The organism is Pseudoalteromonas sp. GB56 (assembly GCF_054923835.1).
Genome location: NZ_JBPCHK010000001.1, coordinates 2,565,802 through 2,592,764, shown reverse-complemented (window position 1 = coordinate 2,592,764; position 26,963 = coordinate 2,565,802). Strand labels below are relative to the sequence as shown.

At 44.6% G+C, this 26,963-nt stretch carries 26 protein-coding genes; 21 read left to right on the top strand and 5 right to left on the bottom strand.

What is annotated here, in order from left to right:
- Nucleotides 1–39: 39 nt before the first annotated feature.
- On the bottom strand, nucleotides 40–501 hold the full coding sequence (locus tag ACH19P_RS12125) for a hypothetical protein (protein ID WP_462158782.1): 462 nt from the start codon (nucleotides 499–501) through the stop codon (nucleotides 40–42).
- Nucleotides 502–632: 131 nt separating this feature from the next.
- Here ACH19P_RS12125 and ACH19P_RS12120 point away from each other — a divergent pair, with 131 nt between their 5' ends.
- On the top strand, nucleotides 633–1,016 hold the full coding sequence (locus ACH19P_RS12120) for a response regulator (RefSeq protein WP_347388970.1): 384 nt from the start codon (nucleotides 633–635) through the stop codon (nucleotides 1,014–1,016).
- Between the two features lie 63 nt (nucleotides 1,017–1,079).
- Here the strand turns inward: ACH19P_RS12120 and rpsT are convergent, their stop codons facing one another.
- Entirely contained in the window at nucleotides 1,080–1,340 is a 261-nt protein-coding gene (gene rpsT / locus ACH19P_RS12115) for a 30S ribosomal protein S20 (RefSeq protein ID WP_105190149.1), read from the bottom strand.
- A gap of 329 nt (nucleotides 1,341–1,669) precedes the next feature.
- Between rpsT and murJ the strand changes: the two genes are divergently transcribed.
- The 14 genes from murJ (at nucleotide 1,670) to ACH19P_RS12045 (ending at nucleotide 17,353) form a co-directional block, all read left to right on the top strand.
- Entirely contained in the window at nucleotides 1,670–3,250 is a 1,581-nt protein-coding gene (gene murJ, locus ACH19P_RS12110; RefSeq protein ID WP_462158781.1) for a murein biosynthesis integral membrane protein MurJ, read from the top strand.
- Nucleotides 3,251–3,312: 62 nt separating this feature from the next.
- The gene (gene ribF, locus ACH19P_RS12105) at nucleotides 3,313–4,266 is read left to right on the top strand and encodes a bifunctional riboflavin kinase/FAD synthetase (RefSeq protein WP_462158780.1); all 954 of its coding nucleotides are present in this window, start codon (nucleotides 3,313–3,315) and stop codon (nucleotides 4,264–4,266) included.
- A gap of 21 nt (nucleotides 4,267–4,287) precedes the next feature.
- The gene (ileS, locus tag ACH19P_RS12100) at nucleotides 4,288–7,110 is read left to right on the top strand and encodes an isoleucine--tRNA ligase (protein WP_462158779.1); all 2,823 of its coding nucleotides are present in this window, start codon (nucleotides 4,288–4,290) and stop codon (nucleotides 7,108–7,110) included.
- A 21-nt stretch (nucleotides 7,111–7,131) separates the two neighbouring features.
- On the top strand, nucleotides 7,132–7,629 hold the full coding sequence (lspA, locus tag ACH19P_RS12095; RefSeq protein WP_347392590.1) for a signal peptidase II: 498 nt from the start codon (nucleotides 7,132–7,134) through the stop codon (nucleotides 7,627–7,629).
- Nucleotides 7,622–8,059 carry an FKBP-type peptidyl-prolyl cis-trans isomerase gene (gene fkpB / locus ACH19P_RS12090; protein ID WP_462158778.1) on the top strand — a complete coding sequence of 146 codons (438 nt, stop codon included), beginning with the start codon at nucleotides 7,622–7,624 and terminating at the stop codon, nucleotides 8,057–8,059. The genes lspA and fkpB overlap by 8 nt, the downstream gene beginning before the upstream one ends.
- Before the next feature lie 3 nt (nucleotides 8,060–8,062).
- Complete coding sequence (gene ispH / locus ACH19P_RS12085) at nucleotides 8,063–8,992, top strand: 4-hydroxy-3-methylbut-2-enyl diphosphate reductase (protein WP_462158777.1); 930 nt, start codon at nucleotides 8,063–8,065, stop codon at nucleotides 8,990–8,992.
- A gap of 17 nt (nucleotides 8,993–9,009) precedes the next feature.
- Nucleotides 9,010–10,041 carry a sensor histidine kinase gene (locus ACH19P_RS12080; RefSeq protein WP_462158776.1) on the top strand — a complete coding sequence of 344 codons (1,032 nt, stop codon included), beginning with the start codon at nucleotides 9,010–9,012 and terminating at the stop codon, nucleotides 10,039–10,041.
- Nucleotides 10,038–10,751, top strand: coding sequence for a LytR/AlgR family response regulator transcription factor (locus ACH19P_RS12075; RefSeq protein ID WP_462158775.1), 714 nt, complete (start codon nucleotides 10,038–10,040; stop codon nucleotides 10,749–10,751). The genes ACH19P_RS12080 and ACH19P_RS12075 overlap by 4 nt, the downstream gene beginning before the upstream one ends.
- Nucleotides 10,752–10,925: 174 nt before the next feature.
- Nucleotides 10,926–11,465, top strand: a complete 540-nt coding sequence (gene pilV / locus ACH19P_RS12070) for a type IV pilus modification protein PilV (RefSeq protein WP_462158774.1) — start codon at nucleotides 10,926–10,928, stop codon at nucleotides 11,463–11,465.
- A complete protein-coding gene (locus ACH19P_RS12065) occupies nucleotides 11,449–12,468 on the top strand; it encodes a PilW family protein (RefSeq protein WP_462158773.1) in 1,020 nt (339 codons plus the stop codon). The genes pilV and ACH19P_RS12065 overlap by 17 nt, the downstream gene beginning before the upstream one ends.
- Nucleotides 12,462–12,950, top strand: a complete 489-nt coding sequence (locus tag ACH19P_RS12060) for a pilus assembly PilX family protein (protein ID WP_462158772.1) — start codon at nucleotides 12,462–12,464, stop codon at nucleotides 12,948–12,950. Before ACH19P_RS12065 ends, ACH19P_RS12060 begins: the two co-directional genes overlap by 7 nt.
- Before the next feature lie 27 nt (nucleotides 12,951–12,977).
- Nucleotides 12,978–16,640: a pilus assembly protein gene (locus tag ACH19P_RS12055; RefSeq protein WP_462158771.1), complete on the top strand. Its 3,663-nt coding sequence runs from the start codon at nucleotides 12,978–12,980 to the stop codon at nucleotides 16,638–16,640.
- Nucleotides 16,640–17,044, top strand: coding sequence for a type IV pilin protein (locus ACH19P_RS12050; protein ID WP_462158770.1), 405 nt, complete (start codon nucleotides 16,640–16,642; stop codon nucleotides 17,042–17,044). Before ACH19P_RS12055 ends, ACH19P_RS12050 begins: the two co-directional genes overlap by 1 nt.
- A 3-nt stretch (nucleotides 17,045–17,047) precedes the next feature.
- Nucleotides 17,048–17,353 carry a hypothetical protein gene (locus ACH19P_RS12045; protein WP_462158769.1) on the top strand — a complete coding sequence of 102 codons (306 nt, stop codon included), beginning with the start codon at nucleotides 17,048–17,050 and terminating at the stop codon, nucleotides 17,351–17,353.
- On the opposite strand, the gene ACH19P_RS12040 is transcribed toward ACH19P_RS12045, so the two are convergent.
- Together ACH19P_RS12040 and ACH19P_RS12035 are read right to left on the bottom strand one after the other, a co-directional pair.
- Nucleotides 17,350–17,883, bottom strand: a complete 534-nt coding sequence (locus tag ACH19P_RS12040) for a GspH/FimT family pseudopilin (protein ID WP_462158768.1) — start codon at nucleotides 17,881–17,883, stop codon at nucleotides 17,350–17,352. The genes ACH19P_RS12045 and ACH19P_RS12040 overlap by 4 nt on opposite strands.
- A gap of 51 nt (nucleotides 17,884–17,934) precedes the next feature.
- The gene (locus ACH19P_RS12035) at nucleotides 17,935–18,483 is read right to left on the bottom strand and encodes a GspH/FimT family pseudopilin (protein WP_462158767.1); all 549 of its coding nucleotides are present in this window, start codon (nucleotides 18,481–18,483) and stop codon (nucleotides 17,935–17,937) included.
- 128 nt (nucleotides 18,484–18,611) lie between these two features.
- Between ACH19P_RS12035 and glnB the strand changes: the two genes are divergently transcribed.
- Nucleotides 18,612–18,950, top strand: coding sequence for a nitrogen regulatory protein P-II (glnB, locus tag ACH19P_RS12030; RefSeq protein ID WP_347388987.1), 339 nt, complete (start codon nucleotides 18,612–18,614; stop codon nucleotides 18,948–18,950).
- 73 nt (nucleotides 18,951–19,023) lie between these two features.
- Here the strand turns inward: glnB and ACH19P_RS12025 are convergent, their stop codons facing one another.
- The gene (locus ACH19P_RS12025; RefSeq protein ID WP_462158766.1) at nucleotides 19,024–19,782 is read right to left on the bottom strand and encodes an outer membrane protein assembly factor BamD; all 759 of its coding nucleotides are present in this window, start codon (nucleotides 19,780–19,782) and stop codon (nucleotides 19,024–19,026) included.
- Between the two features lie 123 nt (nucleotides 19,783–19,905).
- Between ACH19P_RS12025 and rluD the strand changes: the two genes are divergently transcribed.
- The 5 genes from rluD (at nucleotide 19,906) to gshA (ending at nucleotide 26,960) form a co-directional block, all read left to right on the top strand.
- Nucleotides 19,906–20,883, top strand: a complete 978-nt coding sequence (rluD, locus tag ACH19P_RS12020) for a 23S rRNA pseudouridine(1911/1915/1917) synthase RluD (RefSeq protein WP_462158765.1) — start codon at nucleotides 19,906–19,908, stop codon at nucleotides 20,881–20,883.
- A complete protein-coding gene (pgeF, locus tag ACH19P_RS12015) occupies nucleotides 20,870–21,616 on the top strand; it encodes a peptidoglycan editing factor PgeF (protein ID WP_462158764.1) in 747 nt (248 codons plus the stop codon). The genes rluD and pgeF overlap by 14 nt, the downstream gene beginning before the upstream one ends.
- Nucleotides 21,617–21,700: 84 nt before the next feature.
- The gene (gene clpB / locus ACH19P_RS12010; protein WP_462158763.1) at nucleotides 21,701–24,277 is read left to right on the top strand and encodes an ATP-dependent chaperone ClpB; all 2,577 of its coding nucleotides are present in this window, start codon (nucleotides 21,701–21,703) and stop codon (nucleotides 24,275–24,277) included.
- A gap of 107 nt (nucleotides 24,278–24,384) precedes the next feature.
- Complete coding sequence (locus ACH19P_RS12005) at nucleotides 24,385–25,326, top strand: NADP-dependent oxidoreductase (RefSeq protein WP_462158762.1); 942 nt, start codon at nucleotides 24,385–24,387, stop codon at nucleotides 25,324–25,326.
- A 59-nt stretch (nucleotides 25,327–25,385) separates the two neighbouring features.
- A complete protein-coding gene (gshA, locus tag ACH19P_RS12000) occupies nucleotides 25,386–26,960 on the top strand; it encodes a glutamate--cysteine ligase (protein ID WP_462158761.1) in 1,575 nt (524 codons plus the stop codon).
- The last annotated feature ends 3 nt before the right edge of the window (nucleotides 26,961–26,963 follow it).

Sequence of the window (26,963 nt, the reverse complement as noted above, 5' to 3'; positions counted from 1 at the left end):
GAACAAGCGAGAAAATATATCTGAATCGGATAAGTTTTTTTAATCTGAAAGAAGATGCATAATTACTGCAAAAACACCCTCTCTTTTGACTATCTGGTACTTCTGACAACTACTTGCTTGGGCTAAATTATGGCACAAATAGAGGCTGTTATTTTCTGGTTCAGATTGTATAACCAGGCTAGAGTCCACTAAAGACGGGCCTCCTAGAACAGGGGGTAAATATACGCTGGATGTGACCATTCCCAATTTTTGATATGTGATCAGTTGTGGTTTGGGCGTAAATATAAATGCAATAACTGCGATGGCTAAGCTATAAAAGATAAGTTTGCCTGATGCAGATTTTGCATTTTTCGCTTCAGTACTTTGCGTGCGCTGGGCACTGTTGTCACTGTTGACGTTTTTTTTATTTTGTTGGGTAACCGCAGTTGATGAAGGCTGTGCAGGGCGCTTGCGCACTGGTGCTTTGGTCAAAAGGGTGGTCGGCGTTTTTTTCTTTACCATAATGCAAACTGATGATGTGCTTGGCCTTATCTTGACTGGGCTCTATAATATAATCGTTTTTAGTATAGCGTGGTCAATTAACATAGGTTAGTTAAATACCACTGCTTCTGGGATTATTTAGGAACGTTTCAATGGACGACGATATAGCGATTTTAATAGTGGATGATGTTGGCACTGTTAGGAGCTTTTTGAACCAAACTTTGATGCACTTAGGGATAGACAACGTTGATGAGGCTGCAAACGCAGCACAATGTATGTCAGCGTGTGCAAAGAAAGACTATAACATTATTTTTCTTGATATCGAGTTACCTGATGGTGATGGTAAGGCCATGATTGCAGATATCAATAATGTACTGCCCCAAGCTAATGTGGTGATGGTGAGCGCACATTCAACTATCGATAATGTCAAAGATGCAATTGATAAAGGCGCCAAAGGGTTTGTTGTGAAACCTTTCTCACCTAAAAAGATAGCGGCAATGTTGAAAAAGTTTTATCCCTCTATCGAATTTGCTTAATGATGAATTAAAGATATAAAAAAACCGGCCAAGGCCGGTTTTTTTTGTAAGACTAAGTGCTAATTAAAGCGCTTTGATCTTAGCTGCAAGACGGCTCTTATGGCGAGCTGCCTTGTTTTTGTGGATTAGACCCTTAGTTGCGTAACGGTCTAGGATTGGTGTCGCTACAGCGAAAGCAGCTTGTGCAGCTTCTTTGTCGCCAGCTTGGATGGCAGCGATTACTTTTTTAGTGTACGTGCGCATCATTGAACGACGGCTTGCGTTGTGCTGACGGCGTTTTTCGCTCGTTACAGCGCGTTTCTTTGCAGACTTGATGTTAGCCAAGGTTTGCTCCTAACAATCTTAAATAAAGCTTATATTTAAAGGCCGTGGACTATGCCCGTTTTTTTTAAATTTGTCAATCAAATTTAGTGTTGTGGCAAAGCCAACTGCAGGAGTAACGAGTCGCCAATGACTACCGGGAGACACATATATACAGTGCGAAAATTGGGTTAATGCACTGTATACCCAATAAAAGTTGATCTGTTATTGCAGTTTTTAAGGCCTGTGACCGCGGCGGATTATAGCAAAGCAATTTGTCGCAGACCAGCGCTGTATTCACTTGTATTTTATTGGCATAATGCTGCAACTAATGTCAGCCCAAGAGAGGAAGCGTGGCTAACAGTTTATTTCGCTCCGGAATGATAGTCAGTGCAATGACCATGATTTCCCGTATTTTGGGGCTTGTTCGAGATGCCGTTGTAGCAAATCTATTGGGTGCGAACGCCAGTGCTGACGTATTTTTATTTGCTAATCGTATCCCTAATTTTTTACGTCGATTATTTGCTGAAGGCGCATTTGCGCAAGCATTCGTGCCTGTTTTGAGTGAAATAAAAGAGCAGCAAGGCGATGATGCTGTACGTTTGTTTGTTGCTCGGGCTGCGGGAACCTTAGGCACTATCCTGATTATCGTTACCTTATTGGGCGTCATCGGCTCACCCATTATTGCGGCACTTTTTGGTGCCGGTTGGTTTATTGATTGGTATCACGGCACTGGCGAAGGTGAGAAGTTTGTACTCGCATCGAGTCTACTTAAATGGACCTTCCCTTATCTTTTCTTTGTATCACTGGTTGCGCTCAGCGGTGCCATCCTCAATGTGTACAATCGCTTTGCTGTGGCTGCATTTACACCTGTACTACTGAATATCTCTATAATCGGTTGCGCTATTTTTCTGCATCAGCAATTTGATGTAGGTGCATATGCACTCGCAATTGGCGTGTTTGTCGGTGGGGTGGTGCAACTGGTTTTTCAAATTCCGTTTTTATATCGCGCTAAAATGTTGGTCCGCCCACGTTGGGGTTGGCATGATGAAGGGGTCAAGAAAGTACGAACGTTAATGATCCCTGCATTATTTGGCGTGTCAGTGTCACAAATAAATTTATTTTTAGACACAGTTATCGCATCTTTTCTTGCTACAGGCTCAATTGCTTGGTTGTATTACTCCGATCGCTTAATCGAGTTCCCGCTGGGACTTTTTGGCATTGGCATTGCCACCGTAATTTTGCCGACATTATCCAAACTACATGCAGGCGATAAAGGTTCGGATTTTCAGGTGACCTTAGATTGGGGGGTACGTTTCGTCATTTTCTTGGGGCTCCCTGCGATGGTGGGTTTGATGCTCATTAGTCCGCTAATTATTACCGTCTTGTTCGACCATGGTGCTTTTTCTAGCTCAGAACATGATCACGTTACAGCAGTGGCAATGGGTGTTGCAGCATACGCGGTCGGTTTAGTGAGCTTTATGCTTATCAAGGTATTGGCACCGGGTTTTTATGCTCGCCAAGATACGCGAACACCCGTACGAATTGGTATCATCGCGATGGCACTCAACATGATATTCAATCTTATGTTAGCGCCGTTTATTGGCTATTTAGGGCTGGCGCTAGCAACAGCGCTTTCTGCAACGTGTAACGCATTGATGCTATATCGCGCCTTGGTGAAAGAGGGGGTGTATCATTTCTCAGGATTTAGCCTCGCATTTACCATTAAATGTCTAGTAGCAAGTGCCGTTATGGGGGGGCTAGTGTACTTAATTCAAGCCCAATTTGTATGGCAGGAATGGGCGCTGCTGGAGCAAATTGTTTTACTTGCTGCACTCGTAGTGAGTGCGGCTGTGGTCTACTTTGTTGTGCTATTTTTATCTGGCGTGCGTCTAAGTACGATAAAAAGTGTGGCAACTACTGAATCACAGTAAAAAAAAGATTATAATCGAGCACTTTCGTCAGCAGTAGTGTGCAAATATAAGGCATTTGAGCGATGGAGCTTATACGCGGAATCCACAACATACGCGACAAACATCATGGGTGTGTACTCACTATTGGTAATTTCGATGGTGTCCATCTGGGTCACCGAGAGGTGATTAAGGGCTTGTTGCGAGATGCACAAGCCTTGCAATTACCAAGTACCGTGATGATTTTCGAGCCGCAACCTCAAGAGTTCTTTCGCAAAGATCAAGCACCTGCGCGACTCACTCGATTACGCGATAAATTGGCCCTGTTGGCAAAGTTAGGCGTTGAGCGAGTGATTTGCGTGAGCTTTAATGCCAAGTTTGCGAATTACGGCGCAGAAGAATTTGTACGCCAAGTTTTGGTTAGTAAACTCGGCGTAAAGGCGTTGACTATAGGTGATGATTTCCGCTTTGGCCGCGGCCGAGAAGGGGACTTTTCTTTGCTGCGAGCGATTGGTGAGCAAGCCAATATGGCGGTTAAGAGCACTGAAAGCTTTAAAAAAGCCAATGCCCGTGTAAGCAGTACTGCAATTCGAAATGCGTTAAAAGAGGGCGACTTGCGCCTTGCAAAAGAAATGTTAGGCCACAATTACACCATTAGTGGGCGTGTAATTCACGGTTGGAAAAAAGGCCGCGAGCTTGGTTTCCCAACCGCAAATGTGGCACTAAAAAGACAAGTTTGTCCATTAGGTGGTGTATTTGCTGTGCAAGTAAACATTGCTGGGCGTCTTGTTAATGGCGTTGCAAATGTGGGTAATAAACCCACATTTAATGGTACTCGCGCCTTGTTAGAAGTACACTTATTCGACTTTGAAGAGTCGATATACGGACAATTTATTGAAGTGAAGCTAATGCATAAGCTTCGCGACGAACAAAAATTTAATGGCCTTGATGAACTCGTGCAGCAAATTCAGCGCGACGCCATTGCGGCAAAGCAGTTTTTTACTTTATCGACAAACGCTGAACATAGCGAAAGTCTGTAGCCGATACGGAAAGTAGGATTAATGAGCGACTATAAACATACCTTAAACTTACCGGAAACTGAGTTTCCAATGCGTGGCAACCTTGCCCAACGCGAACCGCAAATGTTGAAAAAATGGTACGAGCAAGACTTGTACGGTCAAATTCGCGCTGCGAAAAAAGGTAAGAAGTCTTTCATCTTGCATGATGGACCTCCTTATGCAAACGGTAACATTCACCTTGGTCACTCAGTAAACAAAATCCTTAAAGACGTTATTATTAAATCGAAGACACTCTCTGACTTTGATGCGCCTTATGTGCCAGGTTGGGACTGTCATGGTCTGCCAATCGAACTGATGGTTGAGAAGAAAGTAGGCAAACCAGGCAACAAAGTAACGGCTGCTGAATTTAGACAAAAATGTCGAGAGTATGCGGCAAAGCAAGTTGACGGCCAAAAAGCTGATTTTAAGCGCTTGGGCGTATTTGGTGATTGGGATAACCCATACCTAACAATGAACTTCGACTTTGAAGCGAATGCAATTCGCACGCTTGGCCGCATCATAGATAAAGGTCACCTTCACAAGGGCGCTAAACCAGTGCACTGGTGTACGGACTGTGGTTCAGCACTTGCTGAAGCGGAAGTGGAATACCAAGATAAGCAATCACCAGCTATCGACGTGAAATTTGTGTTTACAGATGAGCAAGCGGTTGAAGCGGCATTTGCCCTGAATGCTGATCACAAAGGTGCTGGCAGCATTGGTACTGTGATTTGGACAACAACGCCTTGGACATTGCCTGCGAACCGCGCTGTAGCGGTGCACGCTAACCTTGAATATGCCTTAGTGCAAATTGAAGACGAAGGTCATCAACAGCGTTTGGTACTGGGTTCTGAGCTTGTTAAAGACTGTATGGATCGCTTCGGCTTTAAGCATTTCCACACCCTTGGCTATGTAAAAGGTGCTGCGCTTGAAAACTTGCAAGCGGCTCACCCGTTTTTAGAATTCAATGTACCTGTCATTTTGGGTGACCACGTTACCACTGATTCTGGTACGGGTATCGTGCATACTGCACCTGGCCACGGTCAAGAAGACTACGCGGCTGGTCTTGCGTATGGTTTAGAAGTTGCAAACCCAGTAGGTGCAAACGGTGTTTATTTACCTGATACGCCAATTTTTGCTGGTCAGCACGTATTTAAAGCAAATCCAGCGGTAATCGAATTGCTGCAAGAGAAAGGTGCATTAATGCATCACCATGCGCTGCAGCACAGCTACCCGCATTGCTGGCGCCATAAGACGCCAATTATTTTCCGTGCGACACCGCAATGGTTCATCTCGATGGACAAAGCAGGTTTGCGCCAAGATTCAATCGCCGAAATCAAGAAAACTGAGTGGCTACCAAGTTGGGGCGAAAGCCGTATTGAAAACATGGTAGAAGGTCGTCCTGATTGGTGTATCTCTCGCCAACGTACGTGGGGCGTGCCAATCGCGTTGTTCGTTGATAAGGACACTGGCGATCTACACCCAAATACAAATGAGCTAATTGAAAAAGCAGCACAGTTGGTGGAAAAGGGTGGTATTCAAGCGTGGTACGACCTTGACCCTGAAACACTGCTTGGTGCAGATGCGGAACGTTATGTAAAAGTACAAGATACATTAGACGTGTGGTTCGACTCAGGTGTAACTCACGCGTGTGTTTTAGATGCCCGTGATGATTTATCTTCTCCGGCAGATTTATACCTTGAAGGTTCTGACCAACACCGTGGTTGGTTTATGTCGTCATTGATGACAAGCGTTGCCATCCATGGTCGCGCACCATACCGCCAAGTAATGACTCACGGCTTCACCGTTGATGAAAACGGCCGCAAGATGTCGAAATCTCTAGGTAACGTTATTTCTCCGCAAGACGTGATGAACAAAATGGGCGCAGACATCCTTCGTCTATGGGTTGCATCTACAGACTTTACTGCAGAAATGACGGTGTCAGATGAAATCTTCAAGCGTGCAGCGGACCGTTATCGTCGTATCCGTAACACCAGCCGTTACTTGTTGGCTAACCTCAGTGGTTTCAACCCAGCAACGGACTTGGTTGATATTGCTGATATGGTTGAGTTGGATCGCTGGATAGTGTCGCGTGCTGCGCAGCTACAAGAAGAAATCATCAACGCGTATGATGAGTACTCACTTCTGGTAGTGACGCAAAAGCTGATGAACTTCTGTACTGGAGAGCTTGGCTCATTCTATCTAGACGTTATCAAAGACCGTCAGTACACAGCGAAGGCGGATTCTCACGCTCGTCGTTCATGTCAAAGTGCGCTTTATCATATTGCAGAAGCAATGACGCGCTGGATGGCACCAATTTTGAGCTTCACAGCGCAGGAAATCTGGCAAGTGCTACCGGGCGAGCGCAGTGAATTTGTGTTCACTGACACTTGGTATGAAGGCTTATCATCTGTTGCAGGTAAATTCTCTGACGAGCAGTGGCAGACAGTCCTCAACGTGCGTGATGCGGTAAACCGTGTACTAGAGAACGCACGTAAAGAAGACGTGATTGGTGCAACATTACAAGCAGAAGTGACCTTGTATGCAAATGACGAACTCAAAGCGACTCTAGATGCACTTTGTGACGAACTACGCTTTGTACTGCTTACGTCGAAAGTCACTGTGCTTGCAAGCGCAGACAAGCCAGAAGACGTAGTTTCTTCAGAATTAGAAGGTTTAGCTGTGGCTGTTGCAGCAACAAGTGCGCAGAAATGTGAGCGTTGTTGGCACTACTGTGAAGACGTGGGCAGCGTTGAAGCACACCCAGAGTTGTGCGGTCGCTGTGTGACTAACGTTGATGGCGATGGTGAAACACGTCAATTTGCTTAATTTGTGCATTTAGGAGTTGTCGTGTTAGCAAAACGAAATGGATTAATCTGGTTGGTGCTAACAGCAGTGATTTTGGTGGTCGACTGGGCCACCAAAACTTATGTTGTTAATTCAATGACGATCGGTCAGAGCATTGATATTCTGCCAGTTTTTAACATTACCTATGTACATAACCCAGGTGCGGCGTTTAGCTTTTTAAGTGAAGCAGGTGGCTGGCAGCGATGGTTTTTAAGCGCTATCGCTGTGGTTATTTCGGTATTGTTAGTCTGGTGGCTGAAACGTCTGCCTGCGTCAAATAAGTTACTGGGCAGTGCCTACTCGCTGGTGTTAGCTGGCGCGCTGGGTAACTTGTATGATCGTGTTGTGTACGGCCATGTTATAGATTTTATTCATGTGTACTATCAAGATTGGCACTATCCAAAATTTAATATTGCTGATTGCGCTATTTGTATTGGCGCAGCGCTGTTGTTAATCGATGCCTTTAAATCGAGCAGTAAAAAGGAGTCAGTGAATGAGTGAAGCAGTAATAGGCGCTAACTCTGAGGTCGTATTTCACTTTTCTATCAAGTTATCAGATGGTTCAGCCGCTGATTCGACAAAGGTGCATAACAAGCCAGCCAAGTTGGTGATGGGCGACGGTAGCTTAACCGCTAACTTCGAAAAATGTTTACTTGGCCTGTCAGCCGGTGAAGAGAAAAGCTTTGAGTTAGAGCCAGAAGATGCGTTTGGGCAGCCAAACCCAGATAACATTTACCACGTTGACCGCAGTAAGTTTAGTGAGCAAGCGCCAGCTCAAGTGGGCGCAATCATCGCTTTTACTCAACCTGACGGCACCGAATTACCTGGTGTGGTGCGTGAAGTTCAAGGACAATCCGTGACAATTGATTTCAACCACCCATTAGCGGGACAAAAACTCACGTTTGAAGTTGAGAATCTTAGAGGTGATTAACTGATGAAAATCATGCTAGCAAACCCTCGTGGCTTTTGTGCAGGTGTTGATCGTGCGATTAGCATCGTAGAGCGCGCATTGGATATTTTCGAGGCGCCTATCTATGTTCGTCATGAAGTGGTACACAACAAATATGTTGTTAATGGCCTCAAAGACCGCGGCGCTGTGTTTGTTGAAGAGCTTGATCAAGTCCCAGATGACAGCATCGTAATATTTAGTGCCCACGGCGTATCGCAAGCTGTGCGCAGTGAAGCAAAGCGCCGAGAGCTGAAGGTGTTTGATGCGACGTGTCCTTTAGTGACCAAAGTACATATGGAAGTCACTCGTGCTTCACGCCGCGGCACCGAATGTGTGTTGATTGGCCACCAAGGTCACCCTGAAGTGGAAGGCACGATGGGTCAATACGACAATGCTGAAGGTGGTATCTACCTTGTTGAAACCCCAGAGGACGTTGCTAAGCTTGAAGTGAAAGACGCGTCTAATTTGTTTTATTGCAGCCAAACAACCTTGTCTGTAGACGATACGGCGGATGTGATTGACGCTTTGCGTGCGCGTTTCCCTGAAATTGATGGGCCGCGTAAAGATGATATTTGTTACGCAACGCAAAATCGCCAAGATGCTGTGCGTGATTTGGCTGATAAGGTCGATGTATTGTTGGTAGTCGGTGCTAAAAACAGCTCTAACTCGAATCGACTGCGCGAACTTGCGAACAAAATGGGGACTGCTGCTTATCTTATCGACGATGCAAGTTCCATTGAAGAAAGTTGGTTGAACGGTATTCAGTCGGTCGGTGTTACCGCAGGGGCTTCGGCGCCTGAGGTGCTAGTTCAACAAGTTGTGAGCCACTTAAAATCACTCGGTGGTGAGGATGCGGTGGAAAACCCTGGCCGTGAGGAAGATATCGTCTTCGCGGTGCCAGCAGAACTGAGATAAATAATAAGGAGTGTTGGATGCGTACTTCAATGCCGACCCATTCGCACTCCTATTCTTTGCTCATTACCTTGTGTCAGGGGCGAGGCATTCTCAGTGCGTTAATTGTTGCGCAGTCGCTCGCTCTCATTATTAGCTTCGCTCTTGATGATTTAAGTGAGTTTTGGTTAACACTTGGTCAAGTGAGTTTACTTTCACAATTTATCACTTCTTTAAGTATTGCCATGCTCTACTTACTGAGTCGACTCAAGCCTAATCTTTCGAATCTTACTCAACTGTGTTGTGTCGTATTTGTCCTCGTTTTCAATACTTTTATTATTACTACTTACACTGCCTATTTAAGTGATTTTGGCACAAGCTACGGTATTTGGTTTGTAGTAAAAAGTTGTGCAATAAGCTTAGTGGTGGCTGCTTTGTTCGCCCAGTTTATGGCTATTTATAACGAACATGCGAATGCCCACTCTGCGTTTGCAAAAGCTCAGCTAGATGCGCTTCAAGCACGAATTAAACCGCACTTTTTATTCAATACGCTCAACACAGTTGCTGAGCTTGCGCATCATGACGCGAATGCCGCGGAGGATGCTGCACTGGCGTTAGCGTCTTTGTCGCGAGCGGCGCTGCATGCAGGTGAAGATAGTACTCTCGAACAGGAAGTGGCGTTGGCGAAGCGTTATATTTCATTAGAGCAATGGCGCTTCGGTGAGCGTTTGAAACTCGACTGGCAACTACCAGAGACTATTCCTCACACATCCATGCCTTGTTTAACTTTGCAGCCACTACTAGAAAATGCCGTCTACTATAGTATGCAAGGAGAAAAGGGGAGTTCGACGATAAACGTTCAACTTGTTGAAACGCAGAAGACGGTTACTGTCGTTGTACAAAATCATATCAATGAGATGTCTATCGATGCTAAGCAAGGTAACGGTATTGCATTGGGAAACATCGCCCAGCGTCTGCAGCTTAAATTTGGTGCGGCGGCGCAGTTGCATACGCGCAAGCTGGGTAACGAATTCAGGGTGAAGCTCGTGATTCCGAAGGGGCGAACGATATGATTCAAGCACTCGTTGTTGATGATGAACCTTTAGCAAGAGCGCGTCTAAAACGCCTACTCGAAAGTCATTCAGATTTCATTTCAGTCACCGGAGAAGCCGATGATGGCTCCGAAGCACTGACTAAGATAGCGAAGGGTAGCTTTGATGTGGTATTTCTGGACATTGAAATGCAGGATGTGTCCGGAATTGATGTCGCCAAGTCTCTTGCGAAAATGGATGTGCCGCCCGCTATTATTTTCACTACGGCATACAGTGAATATGCAATCACCGCCGTGAATCTTCAGGCTGTAGGGTATCTACTCAAGCCTATAGAGACTGCTGATTTGGCTGATATTCTTGGCAAACTGGCTAAAGTTAATCGCATACAAGCTAGTCACCGTGCGCCAAAAGATGCCGACATTAGCTATCAACTAGGCAACAAATTGCTGCGTATAAATACTAAAGAAGTTTGCTATTTTCATGCTGATGGCAAGTACACAGGGTTGGTGACCATACATGGGAGTGAAGGCCTTGTTGATGAGTCATTAAAAGATTTAGAGTCACGTTTAGGGAGTGCGTTCATCCGTATTCATCGGCACAGTTTGGTCAATTGCGATGAAATTTCGGCGTTAGAACAAAGCATTCACGGGCACTTCGTACGTTTGAAAAACTCAGACGTCGTTCTGCCTGTTTCAAGACGAGCATTGAAGCTGGTCAAGTCACTACTATGACATTGAACAGTGTCACAACTAGTATCTCATCTATAAGTAAAATAAGACTTTTTTACCAATTTAAAACTCTCTTTACCGTTTAATCCTTAAAATCTGCCGTTTAATCCTTTGTCCATTGAGCTTTAAATAGAAGTAACTAGACTGTTAACTATTACTATTGAACTATGGTTTTTTATGCGTAAACAACAGGGTTTCACACTTTTAGAAACACTCATAGCGTTTATCGTTTTAGTGTTTGGTTTATTAGGTGCTGTTGCACTTCAAGCCCGTGCTAAACAAGCGACTTACGACTCTATGCAACGCGCTGCTGCTTTAGGTGTCGCTCAGGATATTGTTGAAAGAATCAAAGCTAACCCTTTGGGGGCACAGGCTGGGGCATATAACTTAACCATCAGTAGCAATGATGGTGTTGGCTCTGGATTTGCCTCTTGCATTAATGTGGATTGCGATCCTGGTGGATTGGCTGCATATGATGCTGAACAATGGCGCAGAGCAATACGCGGTCAGGAAAATACTGGTGCACTTGCGGATGCAACTGTTTGTGTCGAGGCTGTATTGGCAGCAGAGCAACTCAATATTGATGTGACCATTACATGGGCTTCGAGACAGGAATTGGGCAGCAGTGCTGATGCGGGTACAAGCAAGCAAGGGTGTGGAGGCAATACCAACACTAGAAGAATGTTAGCAATGGAGTCATATGCGTATGTACGTTAATAGTTTTAAAAGCTCTCAATCGGGCTTTACTCTCATTGAGCTTATCGTCGCGACTGTTGTTGGCGTATTTCTATTAGGTGGCGTTATGTTCACCTATTTAAGTATGAAAACCACCACCAGTGATACGATTGAAATGGGAGAGCTGCAAGAAACGGGTCGCATGGCACTGGATATTATTGGCAAAGACTTAGAAATGGCAGGCTTTTGGGGGTCATTCAATGGACTCTCCTTAGAATCAACAACTATTGATGTGACTACCGTTGCGAATCCCGGCAATGATTGTAGTGTGGGCTTGAACAATGGCAGCTTCCCTCAAAATAGTCCAAGTAGCTTTAAATACATTTTTGGCTTAGAGGCCGTTGATGGCGCGAATATGGGTTGTATCACAGATGCTGTCGGTCAAAGTGACATTATTCAAATTAAAAGAGTGAGTGGTCAAAATATAAATGGTCAAGCTACGAGTGCGAATAGTTATTATTTAGAAGCTGATATCGCAGAAGGTCGTATGTTTGCTGGTGATGGTAACTTGGTAAATGCGGCCAATGCCAATGGCACAGTGTGGCGTTACATGCACCATGTTTATTATGTTAATGAGCAGCAATATCAGATGGGTAACCGAACAGTTTCTGTGCCTGTTTTGATGCGTAAAAGACTCACGCCTGCTGGAGGGATGACAACGGAATCTGTTTTAGAAGGAGTCGAGAATATAAGGCTACTTTATGGAATCGATAACGACGGTGATCGCAATGTTGATACTTACCTAACGGCAGGGCAAATGACAGTAAATGAGTGGGAGCAAGTTACATCTAAAATTCTTACTGCACAGTTATTTGTCTTAGTGAGAGCTGTTGAAGAAGATGCTGATTTAAATCGCACAAATAAGACGTTCACACTAGGGGGAGATGGTGGAACGAGTAGAACAATAACTTTTGCTGATAATTTTAGGCGTTTATTATTTGTATCAACCATAAAGGTGAAAAACTCGGAGGTGGAGACATGGTAACTCTTCGACACAGGCAGCAAGGCGTTGTCTTGGTGGCTGCGATAGTCATGGTGTTAGTTGTTTCAGGAATAGCCGTAACGCTGATGAGTGCAAGTAGCGTTGATATGAAAGTTGTCAATGCGGCGCAAGATTATGATGAAGCGAGCGAGCGAGCATCTGCAGACTCAGACAGAGCTGTTTTTTCTGAGAAGCAAAAGGCTGCAACGAATAGTGCTTTGTATTTTAGCAAAGGACAATTTAACGCTGGCGGTGGGGATGTTATCGCATTGGTCGTTCCCGGAGCTGAAGCAACTTTGACAATGTCCCACGAAAATGATGGGCCTCAGGATTTGGATTGTCCACCAAGAGCTAATCCTACGCCTGGAATTAAATGCAACATGTTGAATATTCAAAGTAGTGTTGATTATGGAAAGTCTGATAGACATAACGTGACAGTTGTTTCTGGTATTGCGCAAGAAATGGCCAGTATGACTGGGCAGTAGAACGGCTAGGCAGATATAGGTGAAATTATGAAATTTTTTAAAAGCTTGGCTGTTGCAGCAATGGTATTTGCAACGACCAATTCATACGGTGAAGACATAGAGCTTTACGTTGGTAAAAACTTTGTCAGTGGTCCCAAAAAACCACAAGTGCTGATTATTCTCGATAACTCAGGGAGTATGAACGAGAGTATTGAGACCCCTGAAGGGTATAAACCTGATGAGTACTACGATGGCGTTGGAGCAGGTAATGGTTTTGGCGATGGCTTTATCTTTTATACAGTGGGCCAACCAATCGACCAAATTCTATTAAGCGATTTGGAAAATCGAAGTGACGCTAAGCGCTTCAATGACTTTCTAAATGGTTGTGATGCAGCTAAAGCCGCAATAGAAGAGTTTGGTTTTTACACTGGTAAAATGCTTGAGTTCACCGGTAAGGGTAAAAGCGGTGAATGGACCAAGATAAAAAACGATAACGGTGCAAATATGAACAGCGCCGTAGACTGTTTAGATGATATCTTAAACGATGACGCTAACAATCAGTTTACTAAGAAAGATAGTACTGTTAGTTATTTGCAAGTCTCGACCAATGGTCGTACTTATACTTCTGCAAGCGATTCTCAACTTAAGGGTTTACCATCGCTTTCAAATGATAACAACACTCGTCCTTATTTTGGTTACTCCAATAAGTCTAAAGGCGACCTAACATCTGATGAATATAATTCTCTTATTGCGAAGTTCTCTGATGCGACAGTCGTAACGTTATTTTCACCAAACTATATTCGTTGGTATATCGATAAAAGTTCTAACCTCGTCAAAGAGAAAAAAATAGAAGTTGCAAAAGAAGCTATTCGTCAAACTTTAGGTGCGACAGAAGGTGTGGATTTCGCTCTCATGCTGTTCAACCTCAACTTTCCGGAAGAAGGAAAGCGCGACGGTGGCCGTATTGTTGCTGGTTTTGGTCAAAGCGATGAGAATATTGTAAGCATCGTAGATGCAATCGAAGGTGAAACCAATACACCTTTGTGTGAAACGTTGTTTGAAGCCTATAACTTCTACGCTGGTAACTCAGTATTGTATGGTGATGATGATGTCGACTGTTCATTATTTGGCGACAATTATTGTGGATTCGAATTTTATTATCAGGGTAACACCCCACCATTTGATGAAGCCAATACAACGATTGATGGGCAAGGAAACACCTATAAAACGCCATTCAAAGCGAGTGATTGCGCAGCAAACTCGAGCGTGATCTATATTACTGATGGTGTGCCTACGGTTGATAGTAGCGCTGATGAAAAGATAGCGTCCTTGCCAAATGCAGATGTATCTCTGGTAAAAGACGGTAGTTATTTGCCCGTTCTATCTCAATGGATGTACAACAACGACGTCAACACAAGTGTCGACGGCGATCAACACGTAGAACTTTATACGATTGGTTTTGGCGAAGGCGCGCCTGTAGAACTACTTGAAACTGCGGCAGAAGTAGGTGGTGGTTCCTTCCAGTTTGCAGGGGATGGTATATCTCTAGCTGATGCTATCAGAGAATCTCTCGTCTCTATATTGGAGACTTCAAGCTCGTTTACAGCACCTTCAGTTGCTAGTAACAACTTCGATAGAACCCAAACGCTCAATTCTGTTTATTACGCAATGTTTTTGCCTACAGAGGGAGCTCGTTGGGGCGGTAACTTGAAGAAACTTAAGGTTGTAGGCAGTGAAATAGTCGACGCAACGGGTGCTCTTGCAATCGATAGTAGTGAGGAAGGAAACGGAAACATCAAAGACACTGCAACTACGTTCTGGAGCCCAGCCGGTTTGCAAGATGGTAATGATGTATTGAGTGGTGGCGCAGGTTATGTTCTGTCTGGCCAATCGAGCAGGACTGTCTATTCAGACGTTGGCTCTAATGGTGGTCTCGCTAACTTCAGTGTTGGTAATGCTGTTAGCCGTGCAGGAAGTAAAGGCGCACTCGCAGGAAAGCTGGGTGTCAGCGAAGATGAAGTTGATGAGATGATTAAATGGGCTCGTGGTATTGATGTCGACGATGATGATAATGACGGCAATACCTCTGAGAACCGTAAAGACATTCTTGGTGACCCTCTTCATTCACGTCCGTTAGCTGTTACCTATGCTGATGGGTCTGTACGTGTGATGTTTGGAACAAATGGAGGATTTTTCCATGTGTTTAAAGACTACAATGACACGTTGACGGAAGAGTGGAGCTTCATTCCATACGAACTCTATGGAAATTTATCGACATTAAGAGACAATACTCCTGGTTCAAAAGTATATGGAATCGATGGTTCGGCGAGCATGTATTTTGATGATAAGAACCAAAACGGTGTAGTTGATTCAACAGACCGTGTGTGGGTGTTCATCGGTATGCGCCGTGGTGGTGATTCTTACTATGCATTTGATTTAAGTTCTCCCTCTACACCACGTTTACTATGGCATAAAAATAGCCAAAGTCCTGGATTGGGCGAATTAGGGCAGACGTGGTCTCAGCCAAAAGTGACATTCATTAGAAAACATGGCAACAAACCTGTGTTAGTGGTCGGTGCAGGGTACGATACCAACAAAGACAGCAGTGCATCAGCTGACGGTGTAGGTCGAGGAGTGTATATCCTTGATGCGGAAACCGGTGATTTAGTTTGGGCATTTACTGAGTCAGCTGGTGGTGGCTCTAATACACCTTTCCCTGGTCAAGACAGTATTCCTGGATCAATTGAGTTATTGGATTCGAATTACGACGGTTTTACAGATCGTATGTATGCGGCAGATACAGGTGGCCATATTTGGCGCTTCGACATGCCTAGTTCAGACCCAACTGGTTCTGAGCCATGGACTGTATTTGAACTTGCTGATCTAGGTGGTTTAAATCGTGACAGGAAATTCTTTTATGAACCTGCGGTTGCAAGAACCTTCTTTAGTCAGGTGACTGAAATTACAACCGATATAGATGGCCAGTCTTCATCTCAAGTAGTGAGAGAAAATCGCCCATATGAAGCTGTAGTCGTAGGTAGCGGTAACCGAGCTCACCCTCTTGATGATACCGAGCAGGATTATCTCTTCATGATCCGAGATGAAAATACCATTACACAATCATTTACTGTTGAAAATACTCCGGACGTGATCAACATTGGTGATTTGAAGGACATATCTGCAGATCCTTTCAGTGCTGCGCTTGATAATGCCGATGCATTTTTAGAACTTGAAAAAGATTTTTCAAACTTCAAAGGGTGGCGTTATACACTTGGGCCTACTGAGAAGGCTCTGTCATCAGCAACAGTGGTTGGTGGTGTAGCGTATTTTTCAACCTTTACCCCAGGGGCAGACAACGACTTAGAAAACTGTAAGCTAACCGGTGGAGCGGGTCTGTTATATGCATTTCACTTGCACTATGGCGCTAAGGTTTACGATAGCCTGACGTTTAATGTTGGTAATCGGGTGCCGGATACACCGCAGTTATTTTTCGATAAAGTTGACGATCCAACGACCACTGAAGAGGAAGATGAGAGCCAGTTCTTGTTAATTGGTGTTGGTGGTGGTGAAGATGGCACGGGTACCATCAAAGCTAAATCAATCAATGAGGACGGTCGTCCGGGTGAATGTGGTATGGCAGATTGCGATCCAGATCCTTTTGGCTTCAAGACTCACAGGACTTATATTTACAGATTAGAGGCAATTAATTAATGAATAATAATAAGGGCTTTACACTGATTGAGTTGATGGTAGTAGTGGCAATCGTCGGCGTTCTGGCGGCGATTGCCTACCCAAGTTATACGGAATTTGTAATTAGTAGTGCACGTTCAGAGGCGATGACTGCGGTCCTTAACGCTGCAAATAAAGAAGAACAGTATTTTGCTGACAATCGTCAGTACACAACTTCTTTAGCTGATATTGGAGTGACCACTACAACAGAATCGGGTTTGTATACGTTAGCAGCTGCAGTGAATGGTCAGAGCTTTGTAATCACTGCCACAGCTGCTGGCGGTATTGCTCTTCAAGATGGTAAGTGCACGTCATTTACCATTAATGAAGCCGGTGTTAAAGGCTCTACCGGTAGCGCTGATACAGATACATGCTGGAAGAGGTAGATTATGAAATATTTATATATTAACGGGTTAGCAGTTATTTTTCTCGCCGGCATGAGCTGTGCAGTAAATGCTGGCAAGCTAAACGCTTTTAAGTGTTATGCTTTGTTGGAAGATAACAAGCATGCTGTGATTGATGTTGAAGTTAAGCCTAACAGTCTAGAAGCAGCTCGTGAGGCGGCTATTCTTGAAGGTCACAAGTATCCACAGCAAAAGAACAAGAGTGTGCTGGAAGTGAAGGAGTGTGTCCCTCGGACGGAACAATTCATTAACATCGAAGCACAGGAGTTAGACAAAATTAAACTGCGTTAGCATTTATTGCTATCGAGTTTCACTCTTAATCGGCCTGCCTGGCTTACTACAATTCGTTTGGCAGGCTTGTTAAGCTTTGTATCTACTGAACAATAAATAAAACTTCCACTTTGAAAGCCTGCTAACGCTCCTGTTGGGCGAAATGTAAGAGCGTTTCTGGGGTATGAAATAGTATCACCCGCACTCGGCATCTCTAATATTCTCAAAATCTGCTCATCAATACTTCTATTTTGATTATTATCTAGGTCAATAAACACCATGATGTCGTTTTGCCAGTTAGTTACACACTGCTCGTTAACGGATGGGCAAACCGTGATATTGTGATTGTTATATATAGCGTAGGCTCTTGCAGAAAAAAGATTGGTATTTAGTCTTGTTATATAATTAGAGCGACGATTTTGCGGCCCTAAATCTTGGAGGTAGTACAAACCAACTAAGGTTAAAATACCCAGTATAGTTACCGCTGTAACTAACTCAACGATTGTAAAGCCATAGTGACCGTAATGTATGCGAGGGTGACATATCTTCATCCATGAAGCTCTGTTCCTTTTTTGGGTTCTTAAAGCTTAGACCAAAACGGATTATCCGCAAGCTAAATCAGTTTTCCCTCGTGAACGAACAGTACCAGAATCAAGAATTTCTACAGCCACGTTGAAGCTATTATCCCCCTTGGGGCAAAAAATAAATAACCCATCTTGACCGGCGGTGACACGACCTTGCTGGTCGAACCGAATATTTGTTGCTCCACCGTTATGCACTAATTCACTGCCTGTAACTAGGTTTGAAACGCTGCGTAACAGAATGTCTTCGCTGGAGTCAAAGCTCTGATTATTGTTCACGTCCGAGAAAATCACGATAGTGCCTGTTTGCCAACTGTTCTGGCATGCGCCAGTGGCGCCAGGGTTAGACATCGCACACATGATCACAGGATCTCCTGTGGTAATTGCTTTTGAGCGAGCAAACTTAGTGTGACGTTTGAACTCTGCAGCGAAGTTATTCGCTTTTTCACGCGTGGTAAGCTCTGTTGTATTGAACAGAGCTATCCCTATAAGAATTGATGCAATAGCTAGGGTGATCATCAACTCCAGAAGGGTAAATCCCTTATTCTTTGATTGTTGACAGGTTTTCATAACATCGTCCTGTTAGTGTCATTATATTAATTTTAACACCATTAACGCATTAGTCACCCTTTTTGAGGTTTGCGTCATGGCGAACAATTGACTAAAATCGGCGCATCTGCCAGAGCAAAATAAAGACAATGAAAAAGATAGAAGCCATCATCAAGCCATTTAAATTAGACGACGTACGTGAAGCCCTTTCAGAAGTGGGTATTACAGGTATGACTGTTTGTGAAGTAAAAGGATTCGGGCGACAAAAAGGCCACACTGAACTCTACCGCGGTGCAGAGTACATGGTTGATTTCTTACCTAAAGTTAAGTTGGATATTGTACTTGCAGACGAAGACGTTGACCGTGCCATTGAAGTCATAATCAAAACAGCGCAAACAGGTAAAATCGGTGACGGTAAGATTTTCGTGACAGAGGTCGAACGCGTAGTTCGTATCCGTACACAAGAAGAAGACGAAGACGCGATTTAATTGCGACTTACATTAAACCAATCAAAAACCCGATGCTGACATCGGGTTTTTGATTGGCTGCCTAAGTGGCTAACTAGCGGTTAGTCTTATTTACCGCTAAAGTTTGGCGAGCATGATCCGCCATGTCTGTGAGCCCAAGTTTCTCATAACTTTTTACCATCATTTCAAGCGCAGGCTCTAAATAGCTACTTTGAGAAAAATGTTCTAACACATATTTACCGCGATTAGCTGCAGCTAAATATGCTTCACGCTCATAGTAATACTCAGCAACTTTAAGCTCATTGCGGGCCATTTTGTTGAGTAACCATACAAGTCTGCGTTTTGCTTCAGGTGCATATTTACTGTCAGGGTAGTTATTCACCAATGTTGATAAATCTTTAAACGCTACACGGGTGCGTTGGGCATCACGGTCAGCACGATCTACACCAAAGTATTCCTGAAAAGCGTTCTTATCTGCTTTGATATTAACTAAACCACGCATGTAGTACATGTAGTCTAGGTCTTTGTGATTGGGATTCAGGCGAATAAAACGATTGATTGTTGCAAGAGCTTGTTCTGTATTACCAGTTTGGAAGTAGGCATACACCAAATCCATTTGTACTTGCTTTGAAAATGGGCCAAATGGGTAACGTGCATCAATGGCCGATAGAAGCTCAATAGCACGAGCATATAATGCAGAGTCTAATGTCTCACGCGCTTCTTCATAGAGTGCTTGCGCTGACTTGTTAGGCACTTTTTCTATTTCTTCTTGCTCTGGTGCTGACGAACATGCGCTAAGTAAGGAGGCCGTAAATACGACTGCTAGTGCCCGTTTACTTATTTTATTTATCATTAATTAGGTACCTTAGTTGTCTTTGGCTAGGCCAAGTAGGTAAAACCGAGTAAACTATGCGAATTATGCGATTCTAACCCAGTCAAGCAGACCTTGCACTGGTAAATTAGGTAAAACTTGCTTATGGCAGAACAAATTTTCCTCAGTGCAGAGGTTCCTGTAGAGCTAGGCGGTAAACGTCTAGACCAAATTCTGGCGCAATTGTTCCCGGATTATTCGCGCTCGCGTATAAAAACGTGGATTTTAGACGACATGGTGCATGTAAATGGTGCTGTCGTAAACACCCCTAGGGAAAAATTGTTAGGTGGTGAACAGGTCAGTATTGAGGCGCAGGTTGAGGCACCGCGTGAGTATGAGGCACAAGATATCGACCTTAATATTGTCTATGAAGATGACGATATTTTAGTGATTAATAAACCTGCGGGCTTTGTCGTGCACCCTGGTGCAGGTAACCCTGATGGCACTGTACTCAACGCGTTATTGCATCACTGTCCTGAAATCGAGAATGTACCTCGAGCTGGTATCGTGCATCGTCTAGATAAAGATACGACGGGCTTAATGGTTGTAGCTAAAACGATTCCAGCACAAACTCATCTAGTGGCTGCGCTACAAAAACGCGAAAACTTTACTCGTGAGTATGAAGCTATCTGTTATGGGACCATGACTGCAGGCGGGATGGTAGATGCACCGATTGGACGCCACGCAACCAAGCGTACTCACATGGCTGTTACGCAGTTTGGTAAGCCAGCGGTAACGCATTTCCGTGTTGCTGAAAAGTTCCGAGCGCACACGCGTCTTCGTCTTCGCCTCGAGTCAGGTCGTACGCACCAAATCCGTGTGCATATGGCGCATATTAGCCATCCACTTGTGGGTGATCAGTTTTATGGTGGTCGTCCGCGCCCACCTAAAAATGCATCAGAAGAGTTTTTAACTACACTTCGTGGCTTTAAACGCCAAGCGTTGCATGCGATCAAATTGCAACTTGCGCACCCGATTACAGGTGAGCAAATGCGTTGGCAGGCGCCAGTACCACAAGACATGATAGATTTAACTGAAGCCTTACGTGCTGATACAGCACTAAATGGTTATGAAGAGTTCTAGCAGTTCATCGGTATTGGTAGCAAATTGGCCGTTGCCTGCGAATGTAGGTGCTTGTCAAACTACTCGTTGTCAAGGAGCAAGTCTTGCTCCTTACAACAGCTTTAACCTCGGGCAACATGTTGGTGATGACCCACTAAATGTCACTAAAAATCGGGCCCACCTAGACTCATTCTTGCCACACCCAGCCTTTTATGTGGAGCAGGTCCACGGCACTGATATTCATATTGTCACTGACACCTCGCCAACTGATATCATTAAAGCCGATGGTTTATTTACCCGCCAAACAGGATTGCCATTGGCTATTATGACAGCGGATTGTTTGCCGGTGCTGTTAGCCAGTGCTGATGGAAGAGAGGTTGCAGCGCTGCATTGTGGTTGGCGTTCTTTGGTCGGTGGCATTATCGAAAAAGCGTTACCTCTATTTCAATCCTTTCCTTCATCCATCACCGCTTGGTTAGGCCCAGCAATTGGCCCCAATGCTTTCGAAGTCGGCGCCGAGGTCAAAGCACAATTTGTTGCTGAAAATGCAGAGCATGAGGCGGCGTTTACTGAATACAACAATAAATACCTTGCTGATTTGGGGTTTATTGCAACTCAAAAGCTTACCCGCTTGGGTGTGCGTACTGTTAGTCATCAAAATGAATGTACCTACACACTCAAAGAAAAGTATTTCTCTTATCGCCGCGATGGAGAAACGGGTCGTATGGCATCTGTGATCTGGCGCAAATTTTAAACCGTTTTTTAAAATCTAAACTTGAACAATTCTGTGCTAGCACCCATTAAATAAGTAATAGAACTTTTTAGTGGAAACAGACACATGCGTTTAGATAGATTTACGAGTAAATTTCAGCAAGCGCTTTCCGATGCACAATCCTTGGCGCTCGGGCGCGATCATCAATTCATAGAACCCGTACACCTAATGTATGCGCTGCTACAACAAAGCGGTTCGAGTATTCGCGCTCTGTTGGTGCAAGCTGGTGTGAGTGCTGATGAGCTAAATACCAAGTTATCCCAAGAAATAGAGAAGCTATTCAAAGTCGAAGGCGTCGGTGGAGACGTGCAGCTCTCACACAACATGGTTTCTTTGTTGAACCTGTGCGATAAATACGCACAGAAACGCAAAGACAAATTCATTTCTAGTGAGTTGTTTGTCCTTGCTGCATGTGATGACAAAGGACCCTTGGGCGATATTTTCCGCGCTTTAAACATTACTAACAGCAAAGTAGAAAAGGCGATTGATGCAATCCGTGGCGGTCAAAAAGTAGATGATCCGAATGCGGAAGAAACGCGTCAAGCATTGGAAAAATTTACCATAGATTTAACCGAGCGTGCAGAGCAGGGGAAACTTGACCCTGTTATTGGCCGTGATGAAGAAATCCGCAGAACCGTGCAAGTATTACAGCGCCGTACTAAAAACAACCCGGTGCTTATCGGTGAGCCTGGTGTCGGTAAAACGGCTATCGTGGAAGGGCTCGCGCAACGTATTGTCAACGGTGAAGTGCCTGAAGGCCTAAAAAACAAACGCGTGTTATCGCTGGATTTAGGTGCCCTTGTTGCCGGTGCGAAGTACCGTGGTGAATTCGAAGAGCGATTAAAGTCGGTTCTCAACGAGCTTGCAAAGGAAGAAGGCCAAGTGATCCTCTTCATCGATGAAATTCACACTATGGTGGGCGCGGGTAAAACAGATGGCGCGATGGATGCCGGTAATATGCTCAAGCCGGCTTTGGCGCGCGGTGAATTACACTGTGTGGGTGCGACAACGCTAGACGAGTACCGCCAGTACATAGAAAAAGATGCGGCACTAGAGCGCCGTTTTCAAAAGGTGCTTGTGCAAGAACCCAGTGTAGAAGACACCATTGCAATTTTGCGTGGCCTCAAAGAACGCTATGAGCTACACCACTCGGTTGAAATTACCGACCCTGCAATCGTAGCGGCTGCCAATTTGTCACACAGATACATCAGTGACCGACAACTACCGGACAAAGCCATTGATTTAATCGACGAGGCGGGTTCGTCAATTCGTTTGCAAATTGATTCCAAGCCAGAGCAATTAGACCGCCTCGAGCGTCGCATTATTCAGCTCAAGCTTGAAGACAATGCATTAGCGAAAGAGAAAGACGAGGCGTCTCAAAAGCGCCGAGAAGAGATGCAAGAGCTTATTAAAGAACTTGAATCTGAGTATGCAGAGCTAGATGAGGTTTGGAATGCAGAGAAAGCCTCATTGCAAGGCACCCAAGTCATTAAAGCTGAACTAGAGCAAGCAAGATTAGACTTAGAAGTCGCGCGCCGAGCGGGTGACTTACAACGTATGTCTGAATTGCAGTATGGCCGTATTCCCGAGCTAGAACGCAAGCTCGACCTGGCATCTCAAGTGGAAATGCAAGACATGAGTTTGCTGCGCAATAAAGTAGGAGAGGATGAAATTGCCGAGATCCTATCGCGTTGGACCGGTATTCCTGTGGCAAAAATGCTCCAAGGTGAACGTGAAAAGTTACTGCAAATGGAAGAGGAATTGCACCATCGTGTGATTGGTCAAGATGAGGCGGTTACCGCAGTAGCTAATGCAATACGTCGTTCACGCGCAGGGCTTGCAGATCCAAATCGTCCAATTGGCTCTTTTTTGTTTTTGGGGCCGACAGGTGTAGGTAAAACAGAACTTACAAAGGCATTGGCGCAATTGATGTTCGACACCGAAGACGCCATGGTGCGTATTGATATGTCTGAGTTTATGGAAAAGCACTCGGTAGCTCGTTTAGTCGGGGCTCCTCCGGGTTATGTCGGCTATGAAGAAGGTGGCTACCTCACCGAGGCTGTTCGTCGTAGACCCTATTCAGTGGTATTACTTGATGAAGTAGAAAAAGCGCATCCGGATGTGTTTAACATACTGCTGCAAGTGTTGGATGACGGCCGTTTAACGGATGGTCAAGGGCGAACGGTTGACTTTAAGAATACCGTAATCATTATGACCTCTAACTTGGGCTCTGATGTGATTCAGGAACAAGCAGGCAATAATGACTACGCCTTACTGAAAGAAAAAGTGATGGCTGTATTAGCCCAACAGTTCCGCCCAGAGTTCATTAACCGGATTGATGAAACTGTGGTGTTCCATCCACTAGCGAGTGAACACATAAAGCAAATCGCAGACATTCAATTGGCGAAGCTGTATGAACGCCTCACTGAAAAAGGTTATATTCTTGAAGTTACTGACGCAGCGTTGGCTAAGCTGGCGCAAAGCGGCTTTGACCCTGTGTTTGGCGCTCGTCCACTCAAGCGCGCGATCCAGCAGGCAATTGAAAACCCTCTAGCACATAAGCTATTGGCTGGGGAGTTAACCGCGGGGAATATCATTTGCATTGACGCAGATGAGAATGGTTTCACTTTTAATAGTAAATAAGCTGATAAGAAATAACGAAAAGGCGGCATTTTTGCCGCCTTTTTTATTGTCTGTGCGCTGTGGTAATGTCAATATAAGGCAAAGGAACCTTACGAAAAGTGTTAGTTATGCAAAGTGACTATCAAGCCATGGCAATTCATGCTTTTGGTGAGCCGGGTGTGCTTAAGCCTGTATCCCTCCCTATGCCACAGCCGCAACACAATGAAGTGCTTGTAAAAGTGCTCAGTACAGCTATTAATCCCATTGATGTAAAAACGCGCTCTGGTATTGGTTTTGCGGCAGAGCAAAACAAGGGCAACTTACCCTTGGTGCTCGGCTACGATTTATTCGGTGAAGTGGCGCAATGCGGCACAGATGTTAAGGAATTTAAGCAAGGTGATCGAGTGATAGGTATGATTGGTTTTGCCACTCAGCCTGGCACGTATGCGCAATATGTTAAAGCACGTCCAAATGAACTGATTCGAGTAGAAAATTCGAATGCAGAATCTGTTTTGTCCGGTCTTTGTTTGGCGGGGCTAACAGCGTTTCAAGCGATTTCAGCGTTAGATTGCCCTAAAAATCAGCCATTGTTTGTCAACGGTGCAAATGGCACCGTGGGTTCTTTGACTATCCAGATTGCAGCCAATATGGGCTATCAGGTCATTGCTATTACACGCAGTGATTTGCCTGCAGGGTTGGCGGGGAAGTTTGCGCAAATGGATTACGACGAATTCGTGAGTAACCCAAGCAAGCGATATTTAATCGATGTTGTCGGTTTAGAGGTTGGAATGCGTTGTTTGCAGGGGTTATCGGCGCAAAGCCGTGTTGTTACTATTCCAACTTTATCACAAGCACAAATCATTGCGGCTGCTAACTTGCAAGGCGCAAATGGCAAAGGCGTGCTTGTTGTTAAAAATAACGCGCAACTACAAAGAATTTATTCGTGGTACCAACAGGGGAAATTGGTTTTAGCCCATAAAACAATGCCCTTGAGTGCTGCAGGGTTCGCACATCAGCAGATTGAGCAAAATAACAGCAAAGAGAAAGTTATTTTATTGCCTTGGTCTTGAGTATTTATTTGTGCACCCCATAACAACACAATTGGGCCTATTGGCTAGAGGTAGAATTTTTGACTTGTACACAATTAAAGCAACGACTTAGTACTCTTAGCACACCAGAAGAACTAGGAGCTATCGTTGGCATTCAACGTGGTGTTGAGCGTGAAGCGTTGCGCACAAATTACAGCGGCGGTTTATCGGCACGTCCCCATCCAGAAAGTGTGGGCAGTGCACTCACGAATTCAATGATTACGACAGACTTTTCTGAGTCTTTGTTGGAGTTCATCACGCCGGTTAGTACCGACGCGAATGAAACCTTGGCACAGCTTCGTGATTTGCAAAAGTTCACTCTAGAGAACTTAGACAATGAATTGTTGTGGCCTGTCAGTATGCCTTGTTATATCCAAAGTCAGGACGAAATTCCGTTAGCACAATTTGGCAGCTCCAACATTGGGCGCATGAAAACGCTCTATCGAGAAGGGCTAAAAAATCGCTATGGCAGCATGATGCAAGCGATTGCTGGAGTGCACTTTAACATTTCGTTCCCTGAAAGTTTATGGCAAAGCCTGCAGCGCCAAGCGGGTGATGCTGGTGACTTACAAACCTTTATTTCTGACGGCTATTTAGGCTTAATTCGAAACTTTAAACGAGAGCTGTGGCTTATTAGTTATCTATTCGGCGCATCGCCTGCATTGTGTAGTTCGTTCTTGGAAGGACGCAAAACAGATTTACCGTTTAAATCGCTGGGCAAAGGTTCACTATACCTTGAACACGGTACCGCGTTACGATTGGGCGATTTAGGTTATACCAATAGCGCACAATCAAGTTTACGTGTGATGTACAACTCACTTGAAGAATATGTTGATGGTCTTAAAAAGGCGATTAGTCTGCCATCAGACTTATATCAAAATCTTGACGACTATCATGCTGTAAAGCCGCAGCAACTGAACAAGAATATTCTGCAAATCGAAAACGAATTTTACTCACCAATTAGGCCAAAACGTAATGCGCAATCGGGTGAAAAACCAACAGAGGCATTGCTTCGAGGCGGCATTGAATATATCGAAATTCGCGCCTTGGATGTAAATCCATTTGCCGATACGGGAATCGATATTGCGCAAATTAGGTTCTTGGATGTGTTTTTAACTTATTGTCTATTGAAAGCATCTTCACCTATGAGCTGGGATGAACAGAAGCAGACCCAATTAAACTTAGATCGCGTGGTCAATGAAGGACGAAATCCAGAATTGAGCTTGCTACGAGGCGATCAGCAAGTCAGCTTACGCCGATGGGCGAATGATATCTTTATTGAACTGGAACAGGTCGCTCAGTATATGGATGAAGCTTATGGTGGTAATCACTACAGTGATACGATAGGCGACATGGCTACGTGGATTTCTGCACCTGAGAAAACAACATCAGGGCGTTATATGGCTAAGCTGCTCGAGACGAATTCAGACAACGGCACATTTGCGCTGAGTTTAGCAAAAGAGTATCTGAACACACATCAACAGTGGCAATACCATAGTTTTGATGAGGCTCACTTAAGTGCAAAAGCGCAACAATCGTTAATAGCTCAAACAGAGTTAGAGAAAGCAGACAGCGAGAGCTTTGAAGCGTTTTTAGATAGTTATTTTCATGCATAAAAA